The organism is Bradyrhizobium sp. IC3123 (genome assembly GCF_020193625.1).
Taxonomy (GTDB): domain Bacteria; phylum Pseudomonadota; class Alphaproteobacteria; order Rhizobiales; family Xanthobacteraceae; genus Bradyrhizobium; species Bradyrhizobium yuanmingense.
Genome location: NZ_JADYVF010000001.1, coordinates 557,572 through 578,106, shown reverse-complemented (window position 1 = coordinate 578,106; position 20,535 = coordinate 557,572). Strand labels below are relative to the sequence as shown.

Here is a 20,535-nt window from a genome sequence, read left to right as displayed (position 1 = left end):
GCCCAGAAAAGCTATGAAAATGAAGGTGGTGCGCTCGGAGGGCGGTCGCATTTACTGCGATTTCAATGAGTTATCGAGGACTATCAATGCATAAGGGGCGCATATCAACCGACCAGTATACGGAGCAGGCTGTTCAACATCGGCCCTGCGTCCTGCTCGCGAGACAATGCAACATTTCAAATCAGCAGGTCATGATGCGCAGCTACAGGGGCGTGATGGGGTCCGTTATTGCCATGGTTGGCCGCGGGATCGTCCAGTGCGTTGGGTAGGATTTTGACGAGGATATCGAGGGTGGCCGCCTGATCGGGCTTGGCGCGTGGATCGAGCGGAATGTGGACCTCTCTAGGTTCAATCCTGACGATGGGAGTGAAAGGAGTTGCGTCGCTGTCGAAGCGGAACACTCGATCTTGATCGGCGCCGCCGGTCTCGAACGCAGCTTTAGCCGGCTGTGCGGCCACCGATGCGATTGCAGCAGGTTGCGTAGCGTGCTGCGAGTTTCCGTTCCCTGCACTATCGCCTTTTGTGGCGCTCGATTCGGCGATCTCGGCTGCTGCTGATGCCTTTGCGGAGGCCGAGTGTGAATTGTATCCTGAATTGCTATGCTGCAGGTCAGCCAGTTTTGTCGTGGCCACTGCTGCCGACGCGCTTGCGTTCGATGCACGATGATTGTCGCCATCGCCGACACTCATCTCGGACATGAAGACAGTTTCAGCCAACTCCGTGGTTGTCGCCTTTACAGGCTCCGGCTCCGCCGTTGCAACACTTTCGTCAGCCTTCGGGCCGTGAGCAGAGGTCGAATGCTCCCATTTGTTACTCTGCTCCACGCCGCTGGGCTCTGCCATCTTCGCTGACTCGCGCGTATAGGCTGGAGTCCAGGAATGATGCTCGTTGTCATTGCCGAGGCCATTGCCCGGTGTCGCCTTTGCTTCGGCCGTCTCGGTGGCCGCCGTTGCCGACCCTCGCTCCGACGCGCGCGAGTTGCTGTCGTCCAGACCGCCTGGTTCGGCCGCTTTTGATGGCCCTGACGAATCGTCCGAAGCCAGTGGATCATGCGCGTTGTCCTTGCCGGCGCGATTGCCCGGCATGGACTTCACTTCGGCCGTCTCTGTGGCCGCCTTTGCCGACCCTCGCTCCGACGCGTGCGAGTTGCTGTCGTCCAGACCGCCTGGTTCGGCCGCTGCTGCTGGCCCTGACCAATCGTCCGATGCCAGTGAATCATGAGCGTTGTCCTTGCCGGCGCTATTGCCCGATACGGACTTCGCGTCGGCCGTCTCCGTGGCCGCCTTTGCCGACCCTCGCTCCGACGCGTGCGAGTTGCTGGCGCCCAGGCCGCCTGGTTCGACCGTTTTCGCTGGCCCGGACGAATCGTCCGAAGCGAGTGAATCATGCGCGTTGTCCTTGCCGGCGCGATTGCCCGGTACGGACTTCGCTTCGGCCGTCTCCGTGGCCGCCTTTGCCGACCCTTGCTCCGACGCGTGCGAGTTGCTGTGGTCCAGGCCGCCTGGTTCGGCCGTTCTCGCTGACCCTGACGAACGGTCCGAAGCCGGTGGATCATGCGCGTTGTCCTTCCCGGCGCGATTGTCCGGCATGGACTTCGCTTCGGCCGTCTCCGTGGCTGCCTTTGCCGACCCTCGCTCCGACGCGTGCGAGTTGCTGTGGTCCCGGCCGCCTGGTTCGGCCGCTTTTGCTGGCCCTGACCAATAGTCCGAAGCCGGTGAATCATGCGCGTTGTCCTTGCCAGCGCGATTGCCCGGTATGGACTTCACGTCGGCCGTATCTCTGGCGCCGGCCATTGCAGACATTTGCTCGGGAGCGTGCTGCGGCCCTTCGCAGTCGTCCCTGTGCGCTGTCGCGAGGCTCGATTCACCAAAATCGGCTGCTTCCGATGCGTTTTTAGAGGTTGAATGCACCGGCTTGCCATGTTCCGCGCTGCCTGTTTCTGCCGTCTTCCCTGACCTTCCCGAAGGGTCCGAAGCCGGGGATTGATGCTCGTTCTCATCACCGACATCACTCCCAGGTATGAAGCCACCGTCCGTCTGCTCCGCACCTGTTTCCTTTGCAGGCCATGGCTCCAGAACATGCTGTGAGTTACTGCCGCCCGCGCTACCGGCCGCTGCGATGCTGGGGCCGGTGCCTGCATCGTTCCCCTGACTCTTCAATGTAAGACTTTCAACTTCCGTTACCGCTGCAGCATGAGCAAGCACGATCGGTGATATGCGAGCCGACCCCTCGGTCCCATCCACGCTCTCTTCCGTTGTGCGGACCGGCGCGAATTCAGTCCTCAAGCCGGCATCAGCCAGACTGTCCCAAACTCCAGCGGTCCCGAATGTGCTCTCTCTCGTCCCGATACTTGCATGGGCACTGTCGGTACTCAGAATAGCTTCGATTGCAATCACGGATGTCAGCGCTTCTTCGAGCTGCTCCAACGTGAGAGCGGCCGCCGCGGCTGTCGGCTGGCCGACAAAATCCGATTCTGCGATGGATACAATTCCCGGCAGATGGATTTCCAACAGGTCGCGGTCTCCGATCTCCAGAACATGATCGGTCGCATTCACATAGACGATCGTTTCATTGGTTGTGGAGTTGAAGATCCAAGCGACGGTGTGTGGCGGTATGGACTTGCTTGCTGCTGTCATATGAAGCCTGGCAAGGGCTCCGAAAGCCGCAAGATTGATCCTGCTCGGCCCAGACGCGAAGTTGAAGACAGAGTCGGAAGAGGTAGAACTGGAATCGGTCGGGTCGCGATGAACAACGTTTTCAGCGACGTTGCCGCCCATCAGCTGATCGTGGCTATATCCGCTACTACCGGCATCGTGACTGAAGTGCACGAGGCCGGCAAGTTTTTGGAGAGTCTCCCCTACGGTACCATCACTCGAGTGGCCCCGAGTGCCTTCTCCGGCGGCGCTTTCGTTTTCAACGACCACAAACGCGGAAGGCAGGCGAGAAGCCTGCGCAAGGAAACCCGGGACTGAATCATCTACATGATGATCGTCGGCATTGGTGATCGCAGCCAGTTTGGTGGCCGCATTGTATCCGGTAACGTCCACGAAGCTGTCGAGCGGCGCTTTGGCCGGGTCATGCGACGGCAATGCCAAATGGGGATCGCTGAGTGTGTAGATCAACGCACCGGTGAGAGTGGCGAAAGTACCATACCCTCCGTGAATCAAAGTCGGATTGGATGTCAGCCGCGAGAATAGATGTTCCTCGGTGGAGTCACCTCCAATCTTCGCGTCGTTCATTCCTCGCAGGGAAGGTGTGGCCAAACCGGGCGTGCTTGATCCAACAGAACTGTAGTCCTTCCACGATTTCGAGCCTGCGGATTGCTCAGCGGTGCGAGGCGCTTCCATTGCCGAGGCCGCGGTCGAGATTTGGCTCGCCCCGACAAAAACGCCTCTCTGAGTGAGCGACGGCTTTTCGTCGGAGTCCGCGACGATGGCGTGACGGAGGATAGCTCGCTTCCAGAGCTCATATTCGGCATACTCCACCGCGGGGCCGGTGCTGTCGTCATGCGGAAGAATGTCGTTTGCCTCCGACGCCTTGAGTTCGTCCGCAATGGCGACCGCCAGGAGAGCCAGCGAGAGCATTCCGAACCCGGACGGGCGTTGTAGCAATGCGAGGGTGGCGAGCACCGTCCTGTTGGTTATTTCAAGCTTCTGAAATATGTTGTGCAGGTGTACTTTAACGGTTCCATCTGAAACGTTTAGCTGGTGCGCGATCTCCTTGTTCGACATTCCTTCTGACACCAGTCGTACAATTTGACGTTCGCGCGGCGTCAATAGCTCCAGTAGGTTGTCGATTTTGCTGCTGTCGGTTTTCTCGACGGTTGGCGAGAGATCGGACTGCTCCAAAAAGCTACGCTTCGTCATCAGTCGCAGCGATCGCAGCACAGCGTCCGGTGCAACATGCTTCGCGATTGCATCACACGCGCCAGCAGCGATGGCCAAGGTTAGATCGTGGTCCGTGTCGGAATCTGTAAAGAACACCAGACGCGTGGGCAGCCGATCAGCTTTCGCAATGACGAGGATCTCGGATGCCGTTAGATCTGGCAGGGTGTCAGCAAGAAGTGCAACGTCGGGTGTCAAATTCCGCATCGCTTGGATGCAGCTTGTCCCGTCGCTGCACGACGCGATGACGTCGAAGTCCGGCTGTGCCCCGAGTATCGACTCTAGCCCCCGTAGAACGATCGGCTGTCGATCTACGATCACAAGCCGGACGGGCTTGAGTATCCGCTGTTTCGCAGACGTGTCTAACATGGACTCTGCCTCGACCCGGCCGTCTATGTCCTTCGGCATATAGCCGAGACCGAGTGAAGTCATTAAAATACAACGAATAGAATAAAGAAAGAGATTTAATCCGGTTTAACCATATCTAAAATCGCGAATTTGACGTGCAAATGTGCCCATTTGCCGTAAGTCCTAGCCTTTTGCCGAACAGTACGGCGACGCCAGGCCGTTGGGTGGGCTTCGAGTGGGGCACACGAACGGCTCACGGCCGTCATTCCAACGCTATTGGTCCCGGCGGCCAGAACGCCATCTTGGAAATTGTCCGCCCCTGAGACGAGACTTTCAGAGCGCGCTCGCGATCCGCGCCTGGCACGCTTCACAACTCAAGGCCGATCAGCTGTTCGGAGAATGATCGTTGGCTGGGATGCTGTTCAGCCGCAGCGCAGGCTGCCGTCGGCGAGTCGACGACATCAATTGCAGGTCAGCGACAGGTCTGTATAAGCGCAAGCTGGAGTCGCGGGCGCAAGCCGTTCCTGCGATTGGCAGACCAGCGCATGCTAGCCTTCATCGCAGGAACCATATCTGTGGTTGCCAGTTGACTGCTGTTGAGCTGCACGCCGGACAGCAGCTCGACGAGCCGGCATGAGTTCTCGCGCCGAACATCCGTCGGGGGTTGATCCCATGATGGACCACGCGACCAGGGTTGGTAATCGGTTGTTAGCAGCGTTGCCGCCGGCGGATTTTGCTTTGCTTGCACCTCATCTGCGGAAGATCGTCATCGAGCGCGATACGGTGCTCGTCCGATCAGGCGATCGGATCGAACATCTTTTCTTCCCCCTGAGCGGCGCGATAGCCACTATCATGGAGCTGCCGAACGGGCAGACGGTCGCCACGACGATAGTGGGGCATGAAGGGGCTGTGGGTCTGACGTCAGCGCTTGGCGCATCCCACTCGCCCGTGACGGCCGTTGCTCGCATCGCCGGGACCGCGCTGCAGATCTCGCCTGCGCAATTCCTGACAGCGCAACATTGCAGCCCCGCCGTCGCAGCGATGGTGCAAGTGTTCACGAGATCGTTGCTGACGCAACTCCAGCACGTGGCTGCCTGCAACGCATTACATTCCGTCGAAGCCCGCTTGGCGCGCTGGCTGCTTCACATTCACGATCGGGCAAATGGCAGCGATCTCCTCCCGCTGACCCAAGAAACGTTGTCGGAATTGCTGGGCGTCCGCCGCACCACCGTCACACATGTCGTGAGCACAATGCGAACATCAAGAGCGCTAAGATCCAATCGACGTGGCCAGCTTGAAATCGATCGGCCGCGGCTCGAAGCCATGGCATGCGAATGCTACAAGGTCATGAGCCGCAGCATCGATCGGATCGTCTCGCAGAGCACGGTCGGGCTCGTTCATAGGCCTCCAGCGCGGAGCGCCTCCCGCTCGCCTGGCAGCCGAATAGCCGGGACAGGCTCTTAGAACCAGTTCGTTTTCGCGAACCACCGCATGTGCCCGCGCCATCCGGCAAACCGCGCGAAGCTCAGTCGCTGCAAACGTCCGATCCTGCGTGGCATTTTTTTCGACTTTGCGGCCGGCTCCCGGCCGAAGCGAACAATGGACGAAAATTCCCGTCATCCATTCGCCTTGGGACGCTCGTCACAACAGCCCGACTTCTTGCGAATGAGCGGTATGGCCATGAGCTTTGCCTGTGCGAAGCCGGAAGGCCCACCCGCGGTCCGAGCGGGGTTGTTGGCGCTGCCCGCCTTGCGCAGCTTGCGCTGAAGATTCTCCTCTCGACCTACCCGCTCTCTGAGCTTTTCAAGTTCCGCAAGCTCTGCCACCAGCGCCTCGAGACGTTCTCGAAGCAGCGCCGCAGGACTCTCCGCTCGAACGCGGATATTCATGACACGCTCCTGATCGAGGTCTTGAGAAGAAGTCGCATAAGGTCAGGAAAAGTATGTAATTCACCACAATCGCATGAACATTTGGCAGTGTTTACACCGCAAATCGCGCTGCGGCGGTGCAACAAGGGACGACTCGGCCGGAGTTTAAGAAAGGTCCAGCCCTGCCAAACCGTACGGCGCCGCAGGCTCACGCATGGGCTGAGAAGACTGCTATCGGCTGGATTCGGCTGCACTCGAAATCCTGGTGTTAGCTCCCGGACACTCGGCCTTGCGCTTTTCCTCGTCTTCTTCTGCGCAATCGAGCCCACCACTTGCGTTTGGAATTCCAGAGCTGCCGCCGGTTGCGAAAGGCCCTTTCGCACTGCCTCCGCCACCGCCAGACCCGCCGCTACCGCCGGATCCGCCACCGGCTGCCCCTCCTCCGGCGCGAGATGATTTAGCAGAGCCCCCGCCAGGGGCTCCCCCGCCCCCTGTTGACCCGCCGCTGGAGCTCCCCGGTCCCGATACGGACGACCGGTCGTTATCGAAGAACGACGATTGCCTCCCATCCTTCTGCGTCACTCCACGCAGGCCCCCCGAGCTTGCAATGGCTCCTGAGGTCAGGGAAGTGGATAGAAGCAGAGTCATCACTGGGGGTGTGACGGCCGCAAATCTTCCGCAGGTTTTCAAGAACGCCCGCCGGTCGTCATCTTCGTTGCCGTCCCGGGTCACAACACGCTCTCCTCGGTTTAAAATATTAATTACGGTATTATACATTAAATGTATTTTCAACCGATAATTTTCTTTATGTGAGTGGTGTTTCTTGACGTGCGCCGTCAATTGATCGTGGGCAATTTCCGTACTCGTTCCTGTACTTCCTGGCCTTCGGGCGCAGCTTCGGAGTTGCGCTCGCCATTTAATACGATTAATTTGCGTTTTAACGGACGTCGAGCGCAGGGCTCGATTGCAACGGATGATGACGATGCCACTGCAATTCCACCGGTCTGTCCGCGACATGGAGATCTGGAGCGCAACCAGCGAGGGCTTCTCGTTCGTGATCAGCTTCGGAAGCCCGAGAGGCCCCGGCTTTCATGGCCGCGCCGGCTATTTGGCGAGTTGGCGTCCGCTCCACAAAAACCAGGCCGCAATCAAGATTGGCGGTTCGCCCTTTCGAACGTTAGCCGAGGCCGAAGGGGCCTGCAGCGACATGGCTGGGCTTCTGGCGCCACGATAACCCCCGCGCACGTTCGGAAGAGCCAGACACTCCCATTATTTCACGCTCGCCGGATCCTGATGCAACAGATCAGGGGGATCCATCTTACGTGACGCGGCATGCAGCTCGTTTCGCGAAATCGCCAATGCCGCGAGAATCGTGCGATTGCTGATGTCCAGCTTTTGGAAGATATGATGAAGGTGGACCTTGATCGTACCGTCGGCAAGGTTCAACCGACGTCCAATCTCCTTGTTCGATAGACCCTCCGACACAAGCCGCATGATTTGCCGCTCCCGGTCCGTCAGTTGTGCCAGGGGCTTCTCATCGGGGCGGGCCTCATCATTGGCTAGCCATGCGCTCGGCGAGGCCGCTGCTTGGCCCTGGGCGGCTTTCCGCAGGGTTGAGACCAGCATCTCGGCATCCGAATCCTTCGAGAGGACGATGCAGGCGCCCTCCAAGGCCAGCCTTTGCAACTCACAATCCGCCGCGACACCGGCGAAAAAGACTACCGCGGGACTTGGGCCTGAAGCGTTTGCGGGAGCGAGGATCTGCTGCCGGCTGACATCAGGCAGTGCAGCATCGACGAGCGCGACGTCCGGCACAAGAAATCGGATTGCCTCATTGCAGCTTGCGCCATCGCTGCAGGACGCAACGATCGTAAAATCACGCTGCGCTGCAAGAACGCTCCTGATCCCTTGCAAAACGATCGGATGTCGATCCGCGATGACAATTCTGGTGCGGTGCATGCTTCCCCTGCCTATCGCTAACAACCCCCCGTGCAGCCGTTTAATCCAACAATTTCTTCGAAACGCGAGGATGACGGGTCCGCTCGGCGACAATGTCACACAGTCTCAAATCCTAGACAGCCGAACGTTCGACGACTGCGCCACGGTAACTTGACCGGCAAGTATGCGCAGCACCGTAAGAATGCGGTGCTCAACATTCGAGGCCGCAAGCTTGTAGACGAAAGCCAAATTTCGACAACGCATGATAGATTCGATCAGAAAATTCTCCCATAGAATGTCTAGGCGCACGGATCGGCTGCTGTGTCATGATGGTCAACATCCAATTAACTTCGTTGGCACCGTTATTACCAACGATATATTGGGTCATTCACGATTCAAATCTAACATTCGACGAAGTTTCGACGAACACGAGATCGTTCAAAAAGCCATGTTATTGAAGGGAGGAAAAGTAATACTATTCATCAAGGCGAAGCTGGTTAGTAAAGCACGAAAACGGCTGCGTCGCGCAGCCAGTGTAGCAACGACGAAATCCGGTCACCCATATTGGAGCTGCATATTCGTCAATTCAGCAACTTCAATGAGCGGTCATGGAGGGCATCGTTGGCAATGAGTAGGTGGTCACATGTATTCTTCAGCAGTTTTGCGTCAAACTCATCAGGCTCTCATCATTCAATTCACTGAATTGCAGAACTTGCGTAGCCGCGTGTCGAAGGCCGAGCAGCGATTGCTTGCGCCGAGGCGACGAGCCCGGGGGCGGAGGGCGAAGCGACCGCTGGTTCGGAGGCACGGGCCCAGCCGGTAACTCCGACCACCACGCACACTGGCGCAGCGGCACGGGTGATCGTGCTTGCCGGACCCCGGTTTGACCTGATAAGCCCCCCTCCTGTTTCGGTTCGGAGGTAGTGGGGACGGCTTCCATGGAGAACGATGATTGGGCATCTATGACCACAGCTGAGCTGTGGCGACTCTACGATGAGGTCACTGCTGTTCTTAGTCGCAGGATGACCGCGGAAAAAGCCAAGCTCGAAGAGCGGCTTCGCAAGATCGAAGGTAAGACCGGGGGGCAGACCGAGGGACGTGCACGCCGCCCCTACCCTCCCGTGCTGCCGAAGTATCAGAACCCTAAGAACCCGTCCGAAACCTGGTCCGGCCGTGGTAAGCAGCCTCGATGGCTGAAGGCGCAGCTTCGCGCCGGCAAGAAGCTAAACGATCTCCTGATCGACCGTTCGTCCGCACAACGGCGCCGCCGGGCCGGCTGAACCTCCGACCGGTCCCCGGGATGGTGGTGTCAGGGCTGGGCCGCCAGGCGTCACTTTAGCGAGTGCTATCTTCTTTCCCGTTAGGACTGCCGTCCCCACCACCGTTGCCCTTGCCATTATTGCCCTGCACAACGTTTCCGCCAGAACTAGCGATGGCGGATGAGGTCAGAGAGGTTGAAAGCAGCAGTGTCATCACGGGAGGAGTGACGGCGGCAAATTTTCCGCAGCTTCTCAAGAACTCACGGCGGTCTTCACTATTGGAGTCAGTCGGGTTCATCGGCGCTCTCCCTGCGATGGTCATAGAAAATAAGCGGTTTTGGATGTGTCGCAAGTTAAATATGTTAATCTCGCCTTTTAAATTGTCTACGCAAATAACACCTTGAGTACTATCGCATGCCGACGCTCCCGTCGCGGCGCATCGGTGAACTCCTGCGCAAAGCGAGGTCCAGAGGCAGATTATACCAAACGACCTATATGCACAAAGCGCGTTACTGTTATATTTTAATATATTAAATGAGGCGGCACATCGCTCTTCAGCGCCGCTTCGGCGCAAAACGGGGCTAGAGCAGTCGCCGCACATGCGCCCAAGCGACCGCTTTCCCACCTGACGAAACCGAGAGGCGATTTCATGATCGGGACCGAGTCCGGTGTAGCGTTCGGGCAATTGCGGTCTCGCTTCGACACCACCTTACGACCAGGCTTCTCATTGCCACGTCTGGGCACCCTGATGAGCCGCGCCCTCACCGAAACTCTCTTAGACCTTTCGGAACTAACGGTTCTCACCGAGGCTGCGACCGGGGCCTATGCCGTGACGGCCGTTCTCGCAGCGATGGCCGGAGCCAGGCACGTCTATGCCTTTACGAAAACTACGCGGCACGGCACCTCGGCTGAAGCCATGGACCAGACCCTCAAGCTCGCAGATTCGGTCGGCGTGGCCGATCGCATAGACATCCTGGAGCAGATCACCCCCGATATCATCCATCAGACGGATATCGTAACCAACAGCGGCCATCTTCGGCCTCTGACCGCTGCGCTTATTGATGAGTTACCAAAGGAAGCCGTCATCGCCTTGATGTACGAGGCCTGGGAACTTCGCTCCGAGGACCTCGACATGGACGCATGCTTGCGGCGCGGAATTCCAATCGTCGGCGTGAACGAACGTCACCCGTCAGTCGATGTCTTCTCGTTTCTCGGTCCACTGTGCGTGAAGCAACTGCACGATAGCGGCTTGTCCGCTTACAAGAATCGCATTGCCCTGCTGTGCGACAACGACTTCATTGGCTCGCTTCGCTCCGGTCTCGTGAGCTCCGGAGCGAGCGTGGACGTCTTCGAGGACGTCCAGAGCTTGTATCACGACCAATGGGACGCAATCATCGTTGCGCTGCGACCGGCGGCTAAGCCTCGCATCGGCGCGCCGGAAACAGCTCACCTCGTTGCGTGCGCGCCCCCTGGCGCCATTGTCGTGCAGTTTTGGGGCGACATCGATCGAACCGTATTGTCAGAAAATGGGTTGGGCGTTTGGCCAACAACGCCTCCGGGATCAGGGCACATGGGCATTCTGCTGTCCGAGCTTGGCCCCGAGCCGGTCGTGAGACTGCAGGCCGGCGGCCTGCGCGCTGCTGAATGGGTTCGGCGCAGCGGAGCTGTGTCGTCTGACGGGCTCGCGCAAATCGTTACCTGGCATCCGGATCAATCGCCAACTCGCGCTAGGCCCTCGCCTCGATGAGCTCAACGAGCGTGAGCGTCGCGGAGGCAAGAAACACTATGCGGCGCATGTCGAACGCGACCGCCGGCGCGGGTGACGATACAGGAAGATATTGCTCCGACCTAAAGCAAGCGATCGCGTCGTCGAAGTGAGCTGCTTCGTAAGCAAGATGATAGAACTTGCTGCCGCGCTTCAAGATACCTGCCACCGGCGATTGTGCGCCGATCGGCTCAATGAGCTCCAGACGCGGACCGCCGCCTGATACAAACTGAATCCGAACCTGCTGGATGGGGTCCTCGAACATGGGGCCTTCAGGACTGTAGCCAACGACCGCGAGCTCGGGCAGCTCCGCCGCGATCTTTCGACACGCCATTCCCACGTGATGAAAGTGCAAATCCATGCGCTGCTCCTCCCTTCCCTGGCAGCCTAAGGAGACGGGCGGCGTCGAACGGAATCTGGCTGGTTGCTCAAACAGTTTAACCCTCTCGTGCATCGAGGAGCAGCGCCGACCAGGCCTGTTTTAGCCGTGGATAGTCTGAGCGCGACATCCGAAACGTAATCACGTCGTCGCCGTTCCACCAAGCTTTCGGCGCAACCTTTTCAATTTGGAAGCCGAGGCGAATATGAAAGTTCTTCGCGGCTTTGTTCCGGCTTTGAACGTTGGCCACGACGGCCGAAAGCCCCAGCTGCTCGAATGCGAATTCGAGTAAAAGGTCGAACATCTCTGCCAGGAAAAGGCGCGCGGCAGGATCGACGATCAACCGCGCAACTTCGCCCTGTCCCGCCGCGAAATCCAGGTTCGCCAGCGCGATGCTGCCAGCCGGCTTCTTCGAGCGCTTGAATTCGGCAATGAAATAGTAATCGTCGACCCTCGCTTGATAGTTCCGGAAAAACTCTTCCTGCTGAGCCAAGGTCAGCTTCTCGCGGGTCAGGAACTTACCGAGAACGGGATCATTCCGCCAAGCGATGACTTGCGCGGAGTCCTCCAGCCGGAGCTCTCGGAGAAGCAGGTTATTTCCTCCGGGAAGCAGTTTGAGATTCTCGGCTTTCGTGGAAAGCGTGCTTGGGCTCACCGGCTCCGGCCTGATATGCACCATCATCTATTTATTATACCTTAATCAGTGATTTAAATACATTTAATTGACCCGAGCCATATCATCATTTAGCGTAGGGGACAATCACATCAAGTCGCTGTCCTGACGGAGGCTCGCCATTCTCGCTGCAGCACCCCAGCCGGACCGGCGCATCAATGATGCCGAACTCAAGTCCCTGGCGTTGTCAGGCGATGCCACGTCCTGGGGGCATCTTGTCGCCCGCTCGCGGCAAGCGACGAGCTTCTCCGAGCTGTTCTTTCTGTCGACGCTTCGAAAAAAGGCGAAGCTTTATGCACCCGGAAGCGTCCAGCCAAGACTCCGCCTCGCCCTCATAGGCGGCTACAACCTTTATCCGTTGCACGAACTGGTTGAACATCTGCTGGCCATTCGTGGGATCGAGTGCGAACGTTTCCTCGGCGAGTACGATAATTTCGTCTCGGAGATCCTTGACGGCTCGAGCTCACTGTACGCCTTCAAGCCGGATCTCGCCTTCATACTGCCGAACGCGAGCCACTGCCGGTTTTCAGGCTCGCTCCTCGATGACGTCGAGCATCAGCGCGAAGCCGCAGTCCGCGCCGCTGAGCACCTCCTCAACCTCGCGCAGACTTTCACCGTGCGCTCCGGTGCGGCGGCGATCCTCGCCAATCTTGCGCTGCCCGACGGCCTCGATCTCGGCTCGTTTCGTTCACGTACGCTTGGCACCGACTGGAGTTTCCGAAAGGCGGTCAATCTCGAGCTCGGGCTTCGGGCCCCAGCTGAGGTGCAGATCTGCGACGTCGAGTTCCTCTCGGCGCAGCGAGGGATCTCAGCCGCGGCGGATGCGCGAGCGTGGTATGAATCGAAGCAGCTCGGCTCACCTGACTTTCTCGTCGACATCGCGCAAGAGCTAAGCCATCTGATCGCCTCCCGGAAGCAGAGCCCCAAGAAGGTCCTGGCGATCGACCTCGATCAAACGCTATGGGGCGGCGTGATCGCGGAGGACGGTATCGAGGGAATCGAACTTGGCGACTCGTCCCCCCGTGGTGAAGCGTTCAAGGCTTTCCAGAGGTACCTGCTTGGACTTTCCCAACGCGGCGTCCTGCTTGCGGTATGCAGCAAGAACGACCATGCACGCGCAATCGAGGTATTCGAGAAACATCCTGAGATGGTTGTCCGGCTGGAGCACTTCGCGGCCTTCAAAGCCAATTGGGACCCGAAGTCGGACAACCTGCAGAGGATCGCGGAGGAACTCCGCCTTGGCCTGGACAGCTTCGTGTTTGTCGACGACAACCCGGCGGAAATCGAGATCGTGCGCCAGTTTCAGCCGTTGGTTACAGGTGTACTCCTCGGGCCGGACCCCGCCGAATTCATCGTTCGCATCCAGGCCGGACGTCATTTCGAGCCACGGACCATCACCGAGGAGGATCTCGAGCGGACGGCGCAGTACAGGCAAGAACGGCGACGTACGGAGCTCGCAGCGAGCGTCACCGACATGCCTGCCTACCTCGCCTCACTTGAGATGCGAGGCACGATCAAAGAATTCGACTCGCTCGATGTTCCTCGCATCGCCCAGCTGATCGCGCGCAGCAACCAGTTCAACCTGACGACGGCCCGTCGGTCCGAGACTGAGATTAAGGCGCTCCTAGGAAGGCCGGACTACCGGTGCTTCACGATGCGGCTCGAGGATAGATTCGGTGATTCCGGGCTCATCTCCGTAGTCATTGCAAAGATCGATGGCGGCGTCTTCGTTCTCGATACCTGGCTCATGAGTTGCCGCGTGCTGAAGCGCCAGGTCGAGGACGAGATCATGAATGAGATTTTCCGGCTCGCAGCGGCTGCCGGCTGCACGAAAGTGCGCGGCATCTATCTCCCAACGGCCAAAAACGGGATCGTCGCCGGAATCTACGAGGAGTTTGGTTTCGTGCGTACGGAAGACTGCGTCACCCGAAAGGAATTCGAGCTCAAGCTTGAGACGTATCAGATGCGCTTGACAAAGATCCTAGTAGCCCGGAGGGCTTATGAAGCAAGCTGAGATACTGGAGAAGATGCAGGAAGTATTCGACGGCGTCTTCCTCGAGAAGGTCGCGGCCAAGCCCGACCTGTCTGCAGCCGACGTCGAGGAATGGGACTCGCTCATGCAGATCTCGCTGGTTATCGCCATCGAGCAGAAGTTTCGCGTTCGATTCCGCATTGGCGAAGTCGAGGCAGCCCGGAACCTTGGTGAGTTTGCTGATCTGATCGCGAAACGGATGGAGCCTTAATCATCGCGAGCATGTTGGAGGCAGACGTGCGCTGCTCGCCCCATTCAAGTCTTGCAATCTCATTTCTCGAAAGATCCATACACAATCTTTGCGAGTATCGCAGGAATTTCGCCATCTTCCAGTTCAAGCGAAATTGACAGGACAGTATCCTCCCTAACGGGAAAAAAAAACATTTTTATTTAATTATTTTTTGTGGTATTTAATTTATTAAAAAAGGCCTTATGCCGACCCTCCAGTCTCTCGGTCGGCCGACAAGTTTGTCACGTAGCCGACTATGCTGACTAGTCCAGGAGTGCCATCACCGTGCCGGCCACCCTGTTCACCACCCAGACCCCGACCAATACCAATGCCACCGACGGGACTGGGGCGGACTATGAGCTGGGGATGCGCTTCACTGCTGACGCCTCCGGCGTGATCCAGGCGATCCGGTACTACAAGGCCTCGAACGAGACCGGAACCCATGTCGGCCACATCTGGTCGGCAACGGGCCAGGAGCTGGCGACCGTCACGTTCACCAATGAAGGTGCCTCGGGCTGGCAGCAGGCCACCCTCGCCACACCGCTCACCATCGCCGCCGGCACCACCTACGTGGTTTCCGTCAACATCAACAGCTACTACGTCTCCACCACCCAGGGCTTCGCCTCCGGCATAAGCCATGGTGGCCTGAACGCTTCGGTGGGCGCCGGCGTCTTCGACTACACCGCAGGCGTCTTCCCGACCAACGTCTATCAGAATGCGAATTATTTCCGCGACGTCGTGTTTGCTGCGAGCTCCTCGACGCCCGACAATCACCCTGGCGCGGTGAGCATCAGCGGGACGCCGACACAGAATCAGACCTTGACCGCGACAGTGAGTGATGCCGATGGCGTGCCGGCCACCGTCACCTATCAATGGCAGCAGAGCACGAACGGCACCACATGGAGCAACATCTCCGGCGCGACGGCACGCACGCTCACCCTCGGGCAGGCACAGGTCGGCAACTTCATACGTGCCACAGCCTTCTACACCGATCAGCTGGGCAGCAGCGAGACCCCGGTGAGCGCCGCGACCGCAACGAAAGTGGCCAATGTCAACGACGTCGGCGTCGTCACGATCAACGGCACGGCGACCCAGAACCAGACGCTGACGGCCAGCGTCACGGATCCTGACGGCGTTCCTGCGAACATCACCTATCGTTGGCAGAGCAGCCCGGACGGCACCACCTGGACCAATCTGTCCGCCACGACCGCGAGCCTCACCCTCGACAGCAGCCTGGTCGGCCAGCGGATCCGGGTGAATGCCACCTATACGGACCTGCTCGGCACCGGCGAGAACGCGACCAGCACGGCCACTTCGATTGTTGCAGCCGCCAGTGCCACCACCACCCTGTTCACGACCCAAACGCCGTTCAACACCAACGCCACTGACGGGACCGGGGCTGATTACGAGCTGGGAATGCGCTTCACCGCTGACGCCTCCGGCGTGATCCAGGCGATCCGCTACTACAAGGCCTCGAACGAGACCGGAACGCATATCGGCCACATCTGGTCGGCAACGGGCCAGGAGCTTGCGACCGTCACGTTCACCAACGAGAGCGCATCGGGCTGGCAGCAGCAGGCGCTGGCCACGCCGCTCACCATCGCCGCCGGCACGACCTACGTGGTCTCGGTCAACATCAACAGCTACTACGTCTCCACCACCCAGGGCTTCGCCTCCGGCATCAGCAATGGCGGCCTGAACGCTCCGGTCGGTGCCGGTGTCTTCGACTACAACAAGGGCATCTTCCCGACCGCCGTCTATCAGAATGCAAATTACTTCCGCGACGTCGTCTACGCTGCGAGCTCGTCGACGCCCGACAATCGCGCCGGAACGGCGAGCATAAGCGGGTCCCCGACGCAGAACCAGACCTTGACGGCAACAGTGAGCGATGCCGATGGCGTGCCGGCCACCGTTGCCTATCAATGGCAGCAGAGCACGAACGGCTCCGCATGGAGCAACATCGCGGGCGCGACGGCGAGCACGCTGACCCTCGCGCAGGCCCAGGTCGGCAACTTCATACGCGTCACCGCATTCTACACGGACCAGATGGGCAGCAGCGAGACCCCGGTCAGCGCAGCGACTGCCACGAAAGTGGCCAATGTCAACGACGTCGGCGTCGTCACGATCAACGGCACGGCGACCCAGAACCAGACGTTGACAGCCAGCGTCACGGATCCTGACGGCGTTCCTGCGAACATCACCTATCGTTGGCAGAGCAGCCCGGACGGCACCACCTGGACCAACCTGTCCACCACGACCGCCAGCCTCACCCTCGACAGCAGCCTGGTCGGCAAGCGGATCCGGGTGAACGCCACCTACACCGACCTGCTCGGTGCCAGCGAGAACGCGACCAGCACGGCCACGTCGACGGTTGGCGCTGCGAGTGGCACCACCCTGTTCACCACCCAGACCCCGACCAATACCAATGCCACCGACGGGACTGGGGCGGACTATGAGCTGGGGATGCGCTTCACCAGCGACGTCTCCGGCGTGATCCAGGCGATCCGGTACTACAAGGCCTCGAACGAGACCGGAACCCATGTCGGCCACATCTGGTCGGCAACGGGCCAGGAGCTGGCGACCGTCACGTTCACCAACGAAGGTGCCTCGGGCTGGCAGCAGGCCACCCTCGCCACACCGCTCACCATCGCAGCCGGCACCACCTACGTGGTTTCCGTCAACATCAACAGCTACTACGTCTCCACCACCCAGGGCTTCGCCTTCGGCACCAGCAACGGCAGCCTGAACGCTCCGGTCGGCGCCGGCGTCTTCGACTACGACGCAGGCGTCTTTCCCACTGCCGTCTATCAGAATGCAAACTATTTTCGCGACGTCGTGTTCGCCCCGTCTAACGTCATCGCACTCGCCAACACTTCTACGATCTATGTCAGTGAAACGGCCGGCACCGTCACCGTCACCGTCACACGCTCCGGCGACCTCGCCTCTCAAAATACCATTGAATACACGACGAATGAAATCGGCACCGGCGGTACTGCGACGGCGGGATCCGATTTCATCCAGCCCACCTTCAATGGTCGGACGAACACCGGTCAGGTCGTCTTCGGACCGGGAGAGAGCACTAAGAGCTTCACCATCCAGATCGCCAACGATCAACTCACCGAAAGCAACGAGACGTTCGCCATCGGGCTTCAAAATCCGGGCTCCGGATTCCTCGGAGCTCCACGCACCGTGCTCGTCACCATTGTCGACGACGACTCGCCCGCCACAATCGCAATGGCGGACGTCGTGCTGAGCGTTGCAGAGAGTAGCCCCACCGCGACGATCACGCTGCTCCGCAGCGGGCCCGTCAATCAAGCGGCCACAGTGGGCCTCACGACGAGCAGCGGCAGCGCACTCGCGGGATCCGACTACACGACCACATCAGGTACGGTGACCTTTGCCGCCGGACAGGCGAGCCAGACCGTCTCTGTGCCGATCGTCAATGATACGACTCCGGAGAACGACGAGACCTTCACCGTCACCTTGAGCAACCCGACGGGCGCCACTCTCGGTTCCCAGGTAACGACGACGGTGAATATCCTGGATAACGACAACCCTGCTCTCGGCAACCTGGTGGGCGAGACGGCGGTGACGGGTCTGAATCAGCCTGCGGCAATGGACTGGACGCCCGACGGCCGCTACATGCTGATCGCGCAGAAGAACGGCGTGGTGCGCGTGGTGGACAACGGCACATTGCGATCGACCCCGCTCATCGACCTTTCGACCGAGGTGAACGATTTCGGCGATCGCGGGCTGCTGGGGATCGCGGTGAACCCGAATTTCGCAACCAACCACTATGTCTACCTGCTCTACACTTACGATCCGCCCGAGACGGCGACACAAAGCGGACTCGCAGCGGCCGATGGGGGTGGTAACCGACCTAGCCGTCTGGTGAGGGTCACTGTCGACCCCGTCACGATGATTGCCGATCCGTCCAGCGAAGTGGTGCTGGTCGGCAAGAACAGCATCTGGGCCTATACTAGCCGTCCCGACGCGAACAGCGGCGGTGATCCCAGCATCGTTCCTTCCGGGATCGTCAACGGCACTACAATCACCGCTCCTGCGAGCCAGATCGAGACAGGAGCGCAGGACAACGATCCCGACAGGGCCGGCATCCAGAACCAGAACATCCGTGACTATCTTGCGACCGACAGCGATTCGCATTCCATAGGTGCCGTCCATTTCGGACCCGACGGTTATCTCTATCTCACTGTCGGGGATGGCACCTCGTACAACTTCGTCGATCCTCGAGCCGTGCGGGTCCAAGACATCCACAATCTTTCCGGCAAGCTCTTGCGGATCGACCCTGTTACAGGTGAGGGAGCGCCGGGCAATCCGTATTATCAGGCCAGCGATCCGAACAGCAATCAGTCAAAAGTGTTCTACTACGGCATCCGCAACGCATACCGGTTCAGCTTCGATCCCGTTACGAATCTGCCGGTGATTGGAGATGTGGGTTGGAACAATTGGGATGAAATCAACACGGGTCAAGCCGGTTCGAATTTCGGATGGCCCTATCTCGAAGGCCCGGACCGAACCGCGAGCTACCAGAACCTCGCCCAGGCGATCACCTTCTACAATAACGGCAACCGCAACTTTACAACCGACCCGGCTGCCGTATTCCCGATCTTACCTCTGAGCCACGGCGCTCCGGACAATTTCCACGTGATCACCGCGGGAGATTTCTACAATCAGAACACGATGTTCTTCGACGACGTCTACAACGGAACGATCTTCGCAGCGACGTTGGATGCGAGCCGGCAGATAGCAAGCGTCCAGTTGGTGGACAACGTACCAGGCATTGTGGACCTGCAGAAGGGGCCCGACGGCTGGCTCTACGGTGCCGACATATACGAAGGCACGATCCGACGTTGGGTGGACCCCTCGGCCGCCCCCAACGCGCTGGGCCTCGCGGCGTCATGACGGCGGGCGCGGCTTGGCTCAGGCGTCCCGCCGGCGCAGCCCAGGCATGACTCCGGCCGCTCAGTCAGGCGCCCGGGCGGCCAATCGTCGCCCACAGCCGGTTGTCGCTCGGCATCTGCATGCGGACCCAGCCGTATGGCACTTGCGACCAGGACTTGATCTCGGGCGTCAGATTATCGAGGACCAGATCGCCGCTTCTGGCGCGCACCACCAGCACAAGGTGATGATCTCCAGAACTGGTGACCACCTCGCTCAATAACAGGACCCGCGCGGGCCAACCGCGTTGCAGCAGTTCGTGACGCTTGCTCACGGCGTAGTCGTTGCAATCACCGCGATCCGGGTTAACGATCCACGCCTCGCCTGCAAGGCCGAGTTCATTGGGCTGCGGAGCAATGGCACGGTTCACGGCGCGATTGACTGCCTTCAGCTCAGCCCATCGCCCCTTTGTCAACCGGACCGGCCCGCCACGGAAGAAGCGCCGCGGGCGACATTCGGTCTCATAGCGCAGGCAAAACACCGTGTAAGTGAGGGGCGGAAGGGTCGGGCGTCCCAGTTCGATGTGCACAAGGTCAGCTTGGGGTGCTCGCGGCACGGTCGACAATGACGCACGCGCCCATTGAACGCCTCCAATCATGGCAGCTACGGCTGCCGCGATAACTGGGCCCGAGGTTCGCTGCATCTGCCGATCCCGCTCCGAACGCCAAACCGTCGGGTCCGCCGCCAGCGTGGCCACGCGAGACCACGATTTTAATTCCATATTTCAATATTAACTACATTTAATTCAATTGGCAATATATCGATATTAAATAGCGCGGCGATCACTATCACAAAGCACTGCAGCGAACATGCAGAGCAGAATGAGCATGGGAGGGCGCGAGAAGCTTCGCCCGGTTCAGGCTACTCTCGATGCAAAGCGCGAAAGGCGCAGCACGAACGAACGTGCTCCGTGCCCAGCCCAGACGACGATTTACCGCTCCCACGTGGATTTTATTGTTGATTTAATTTTGGACCGGAGCCAAACCGTCTACCAGAGCTTCCTCGGGCAGGACCGATTTCATATGCCAGTTGAGCTACTCGTCATTCTGGGAGCTGAAGCTTCAATACTTGGCTACGTGGCCGCGATGACCTTGCACGCCAAGCGAATGGACGTGCTCAACGGACGATCGTTCGAGCAACCCATAGTCTCACCCGAGCGCAACAAGCACCTTCCATGGTCGCTCCCTCGAAAGGCGCGCGA

The 20,535-nt window shown here is 59.4% G+C and carries 13 protein-coding genes and 1 pseudogene; 6 read left to right on the top strand and 8 right to left on the bottom strand.

All coding sequences use genetic code 11. The features are described from left to right. Positions 1-176 precede the first annotated feature (176 nt). On the bottom strand, positions 177-4,253 hold the full coding sequence (locus I6F20_RS02910; protein ID WP_225125029.1) for a LuxR C-terminal-related transcriptional regulator: 4,077 nt from the start codon (positions 4,251-4,253) through the stop codon (positions 177-179). Between the two features lie 651 nt (positions 4,254-4,904). On the opposite strand from I6F20_RS02910, the gene I6F20_RS02905 reads away from it, so the two are divergent. Then, positions 4,905-5,696, top strand: coding sequence for a Crp/Fnr family transcriptional regulator (locus I6F20_RS02905; protein WP_225125328.1), 792 nt, complete (start codon positions 4,905-4,907; stop codon positions 5,694-5,696). A gap of 152 nt (positions 5,697-5,848) precedes the next feature. On the opposite strand, the gene I6F20_RS02900 is transcribed toward I6F20_RS02905, so the two are convergent. The 3 genes and pseudogenes from I6F20_RS02900 to I6F20_RS02885 all read right to left on the bottom strand — a co-directional run bounded on the left by I6F20_RS02900 (position 5,849) and on the right by I6F20_RS02885 (position 8,059). Further along, positions 5,849-6,121, bottom strand: a complete 273-nt coding sequence (locus tag I6F20_RS02900) for a hypothetical protein (protein WP_225125028.1) — start codon at positions 6,119-6,121, stop codon at positions 5,849-5,851. Positions 6,122-6,487: 366 nt separating this feature from the next. Then, positions 6,488-6,748: pseudogene (locus tag I6F20_RS38350) on the bottom strand (hypothetical protein); the annotation flags it as partial. Positions 6,749-7,369: 621 nt separating this feature from the next. Further along, a complete protein-coding gene (locus I6F20_RS02885; RefSeq protein WP_057029413.1) occupies positions 7,370-8,059 on the bottom strand; it encodes a LuxR C-terminal-related transcriptional regulator in 690 nt (229 codons plus the stop codon). A 917-nt stretch (positions 8,060-8,976) separates the two neighbouring features. Here I6F20_RS02885 and I6F20_RS02880 point away from each other — a divergent pair. Next, positions 8,977-9,318, top strand: a complete 342-nt coding sequence (locus I6F20_RS02880) for an H-NS histone family protein (protein ID WP_036013661.1) — start codon at positions 8,977-8,979, stop codon at positions 9,316-9,318. A 55-nt stretch (positions 9,319-9,373) separates the two neighbouring features. Here I6F20_RS02880 and I6F20_RS02875 read toward each other — a convergent pair whose 3' ends face one another. After that, the gene (locus I6F20_RS02875; RefSeq protein ID WP_081493985.1) at positions 9,374-9,595 is read right to left on the bottom strand and encodes a hypothetical protein; all 222 of its coding nucleotides are present in this window, start codon (positions 9,593-9,595) and stop codon (positions 9,374-9,376) included. Between the two features lie 351 nt (positions 9,596-9,946). Here I6F20_RS02875 and I6F20_RS02870 point away from each other — a divergent pair, with 351 nt between their 5' ends. Beyond that, positions 9,947-11,044 carry a hypothetical protein gene (locus I6F20_RS02870; RefSeq protein WP_225125027.1) on the top strand — a complete coding sequence of 366 codons (1,098 nt, stop codon included), beginning with the start codon at positions 9,947-9,949 and terminating at the stop codon, positions 11,042-11,044. On the opposite strand, the gene I6F20_RS02865 is transcribed toward I6F20_RS02870, so the two are convergent. Together I6F20_RS02865 and I6F20_RS02860 are read right to left on the bottom strand one after the other, a co-directional pair. Then, complete coding sequence (locus I6F20_RS02865) at positions 11,025-11,423, bottom strand: VOC family protein (RefSeq protein ID WP_225125026.1); 399 nt, start codon at positions 11,421-11,423, stop codon at positions 11,025-11,027. The genes I6F20_RS02870 and I6F20_RS02865 overlap by 20 nt on opposite strands. Before the next feature lie 76 nt (positions 11,424-11,499). Beyond that, positions 11,500-12,123: a GNAT family N-acetyltransferase gene (locus I6F20_RS02860; RefSeq protein ID WP_225125025.1), complete on the bottom strand. Its 624-nt coding sequence runs from the start codon at positions 12,121-12,123 to the stop codon at positions 11,500-11,502. Positions 12,124-12,298: 175 nt separating this feature from the next. On the opposite strand from I6F20_RS02860, the gene I6F20_RS02855 reads away from it, so the two are divergent. The 3 genes from I6F20_RS02855 (at position 12,299) to I6F20_RS02845 (ending at position 19,298) form a co-directional block, all read left to right on the top strand. Next, positions 12,299-14,128, top strand: a complete 1,830-nt coding sequence (locus I6F20_RS02855) for an HAD-IIIC family phosphatase (protein ID WP_225125024.1) — start codon at positions 12,299-12,301, stop codon at positions 14,126-14,128. Continuing rightward, entirely contained in the window at positions 14,115-14,357 is a 243-nt protein-coding gene (locus I6F20_RS02850; protein ID WP_036013658.1) for an acyl carrier protein, read from the top strand. Before I6F20_RS02855 ends, I6F20_RS02850 begins: the two co-directional genes overlap by 14 nt. Before the next feature lie 303 nt (positions 14,358-14,660). Continuing rightward, the gene (locus tag I6F20_RS02845) at positions 14,661-19,298 is read left to right on the top strand and encodes a DUF4082 domain-containing protein (RefSeq protein WP_225125023.1); all 4,638 of its coding nucleotides are present in this window, start codon (positions 14,661-14,663) and stop codon (positions 19,296-19,298) included. A 64-nt stretch (positions 19,299-19,362) separates the two neighbouring features. Here I6F20_RS02845 and I6F20_RS02840 read toward each other — a convergent pair whose 3' ends face one another. After that, entirely contained in the window at positions 19,363-19,977 is a 615-nt protein-coding gene (locus tag I6F20_RS02840; RefSeq protein ID WP_249795188.1) for a transglutaminase-like cysteine peptidase, read from the bottom strand. Positions 19,978-20,535: the final 558 nt, after the last annotated feature.

Coding starts and splice junctions, on each gene's coding strand:
- I6F20_RS02880 (WP_036013661.1), top strand. CDS start 8,977: ATGGAGAACGATGATTGGGCATCTATGACCACAGCTGAGCTGTGGCGA.
- I6F20_RS02910 (WP_225125029.1), bottom strand. CDS start 4,253: ATGTTAGACACGTCTGCGAAACAGCGGATACTCAAGCCCGTCCGGCTT.
- I6F20_RS02885 (WP_057029413.1), bottom strand. CDS start 8,059: ATGCACCGCACCAGAATTGTCATCGCGGATCGACATCCGATCGTTTTG.
- I6F20_RS02870 (WP_225125027.1), top strand. CDS start 9,947: ATGATCGGGACCGAGTCCGGTGTAGCGTTCGGGCAATTGCGGTCTCGC.
- I6F20_RS02840 (WP_249795188.1), bottom strand. CDS start 19,977: ATGCAGCGAACCTCGGGCCCAGTTATCGCGGCAGCCGTAGCTGCCATG.
- I6F20_RS02850 (WP_036013658.1), top strand. CDS start 14,115: ATGAAGCAAGCTGAGATACTGGAGAAGATGCAGGAAGTATTCGACGGC.
- I6F20_RS02875 (WP_081493985.1), bottom strand. CDS start 9,595: ATGAACCCGACTGACTCCAATAGTGAAGACCGCCGTGAGTTCTTGAGA.
- I6F20_RS02900 (WP_225125028.1), bottom strand. CDS start 6,121: ATGAATATCCGCGTTCGAGCGGAGAGTCCTGCGGCGCTGCTTCGAGAA.
- I6F20_RS02860 (WP_225125025.1), bottom strand. CDS start 12,123: ATGATGGTGCATATCAGGCCGGAGCCGGTGAGCCCAAGCACGCTTTCC.
- I6F20_RS02905 (WP_225125328.1), top strand. CDS start 4,905: ATGATGGACCACGCGACCAGGGTTGGTAATCGGTTGTTAGCAGCGTTG.
- I6F20_RS02865 (WP_225125026.1), bottom strand. CDS start 11,423: ATGGATTTGCACTTTCATCACGTGGGAATGGCGTGTCGAAAGATCGCG.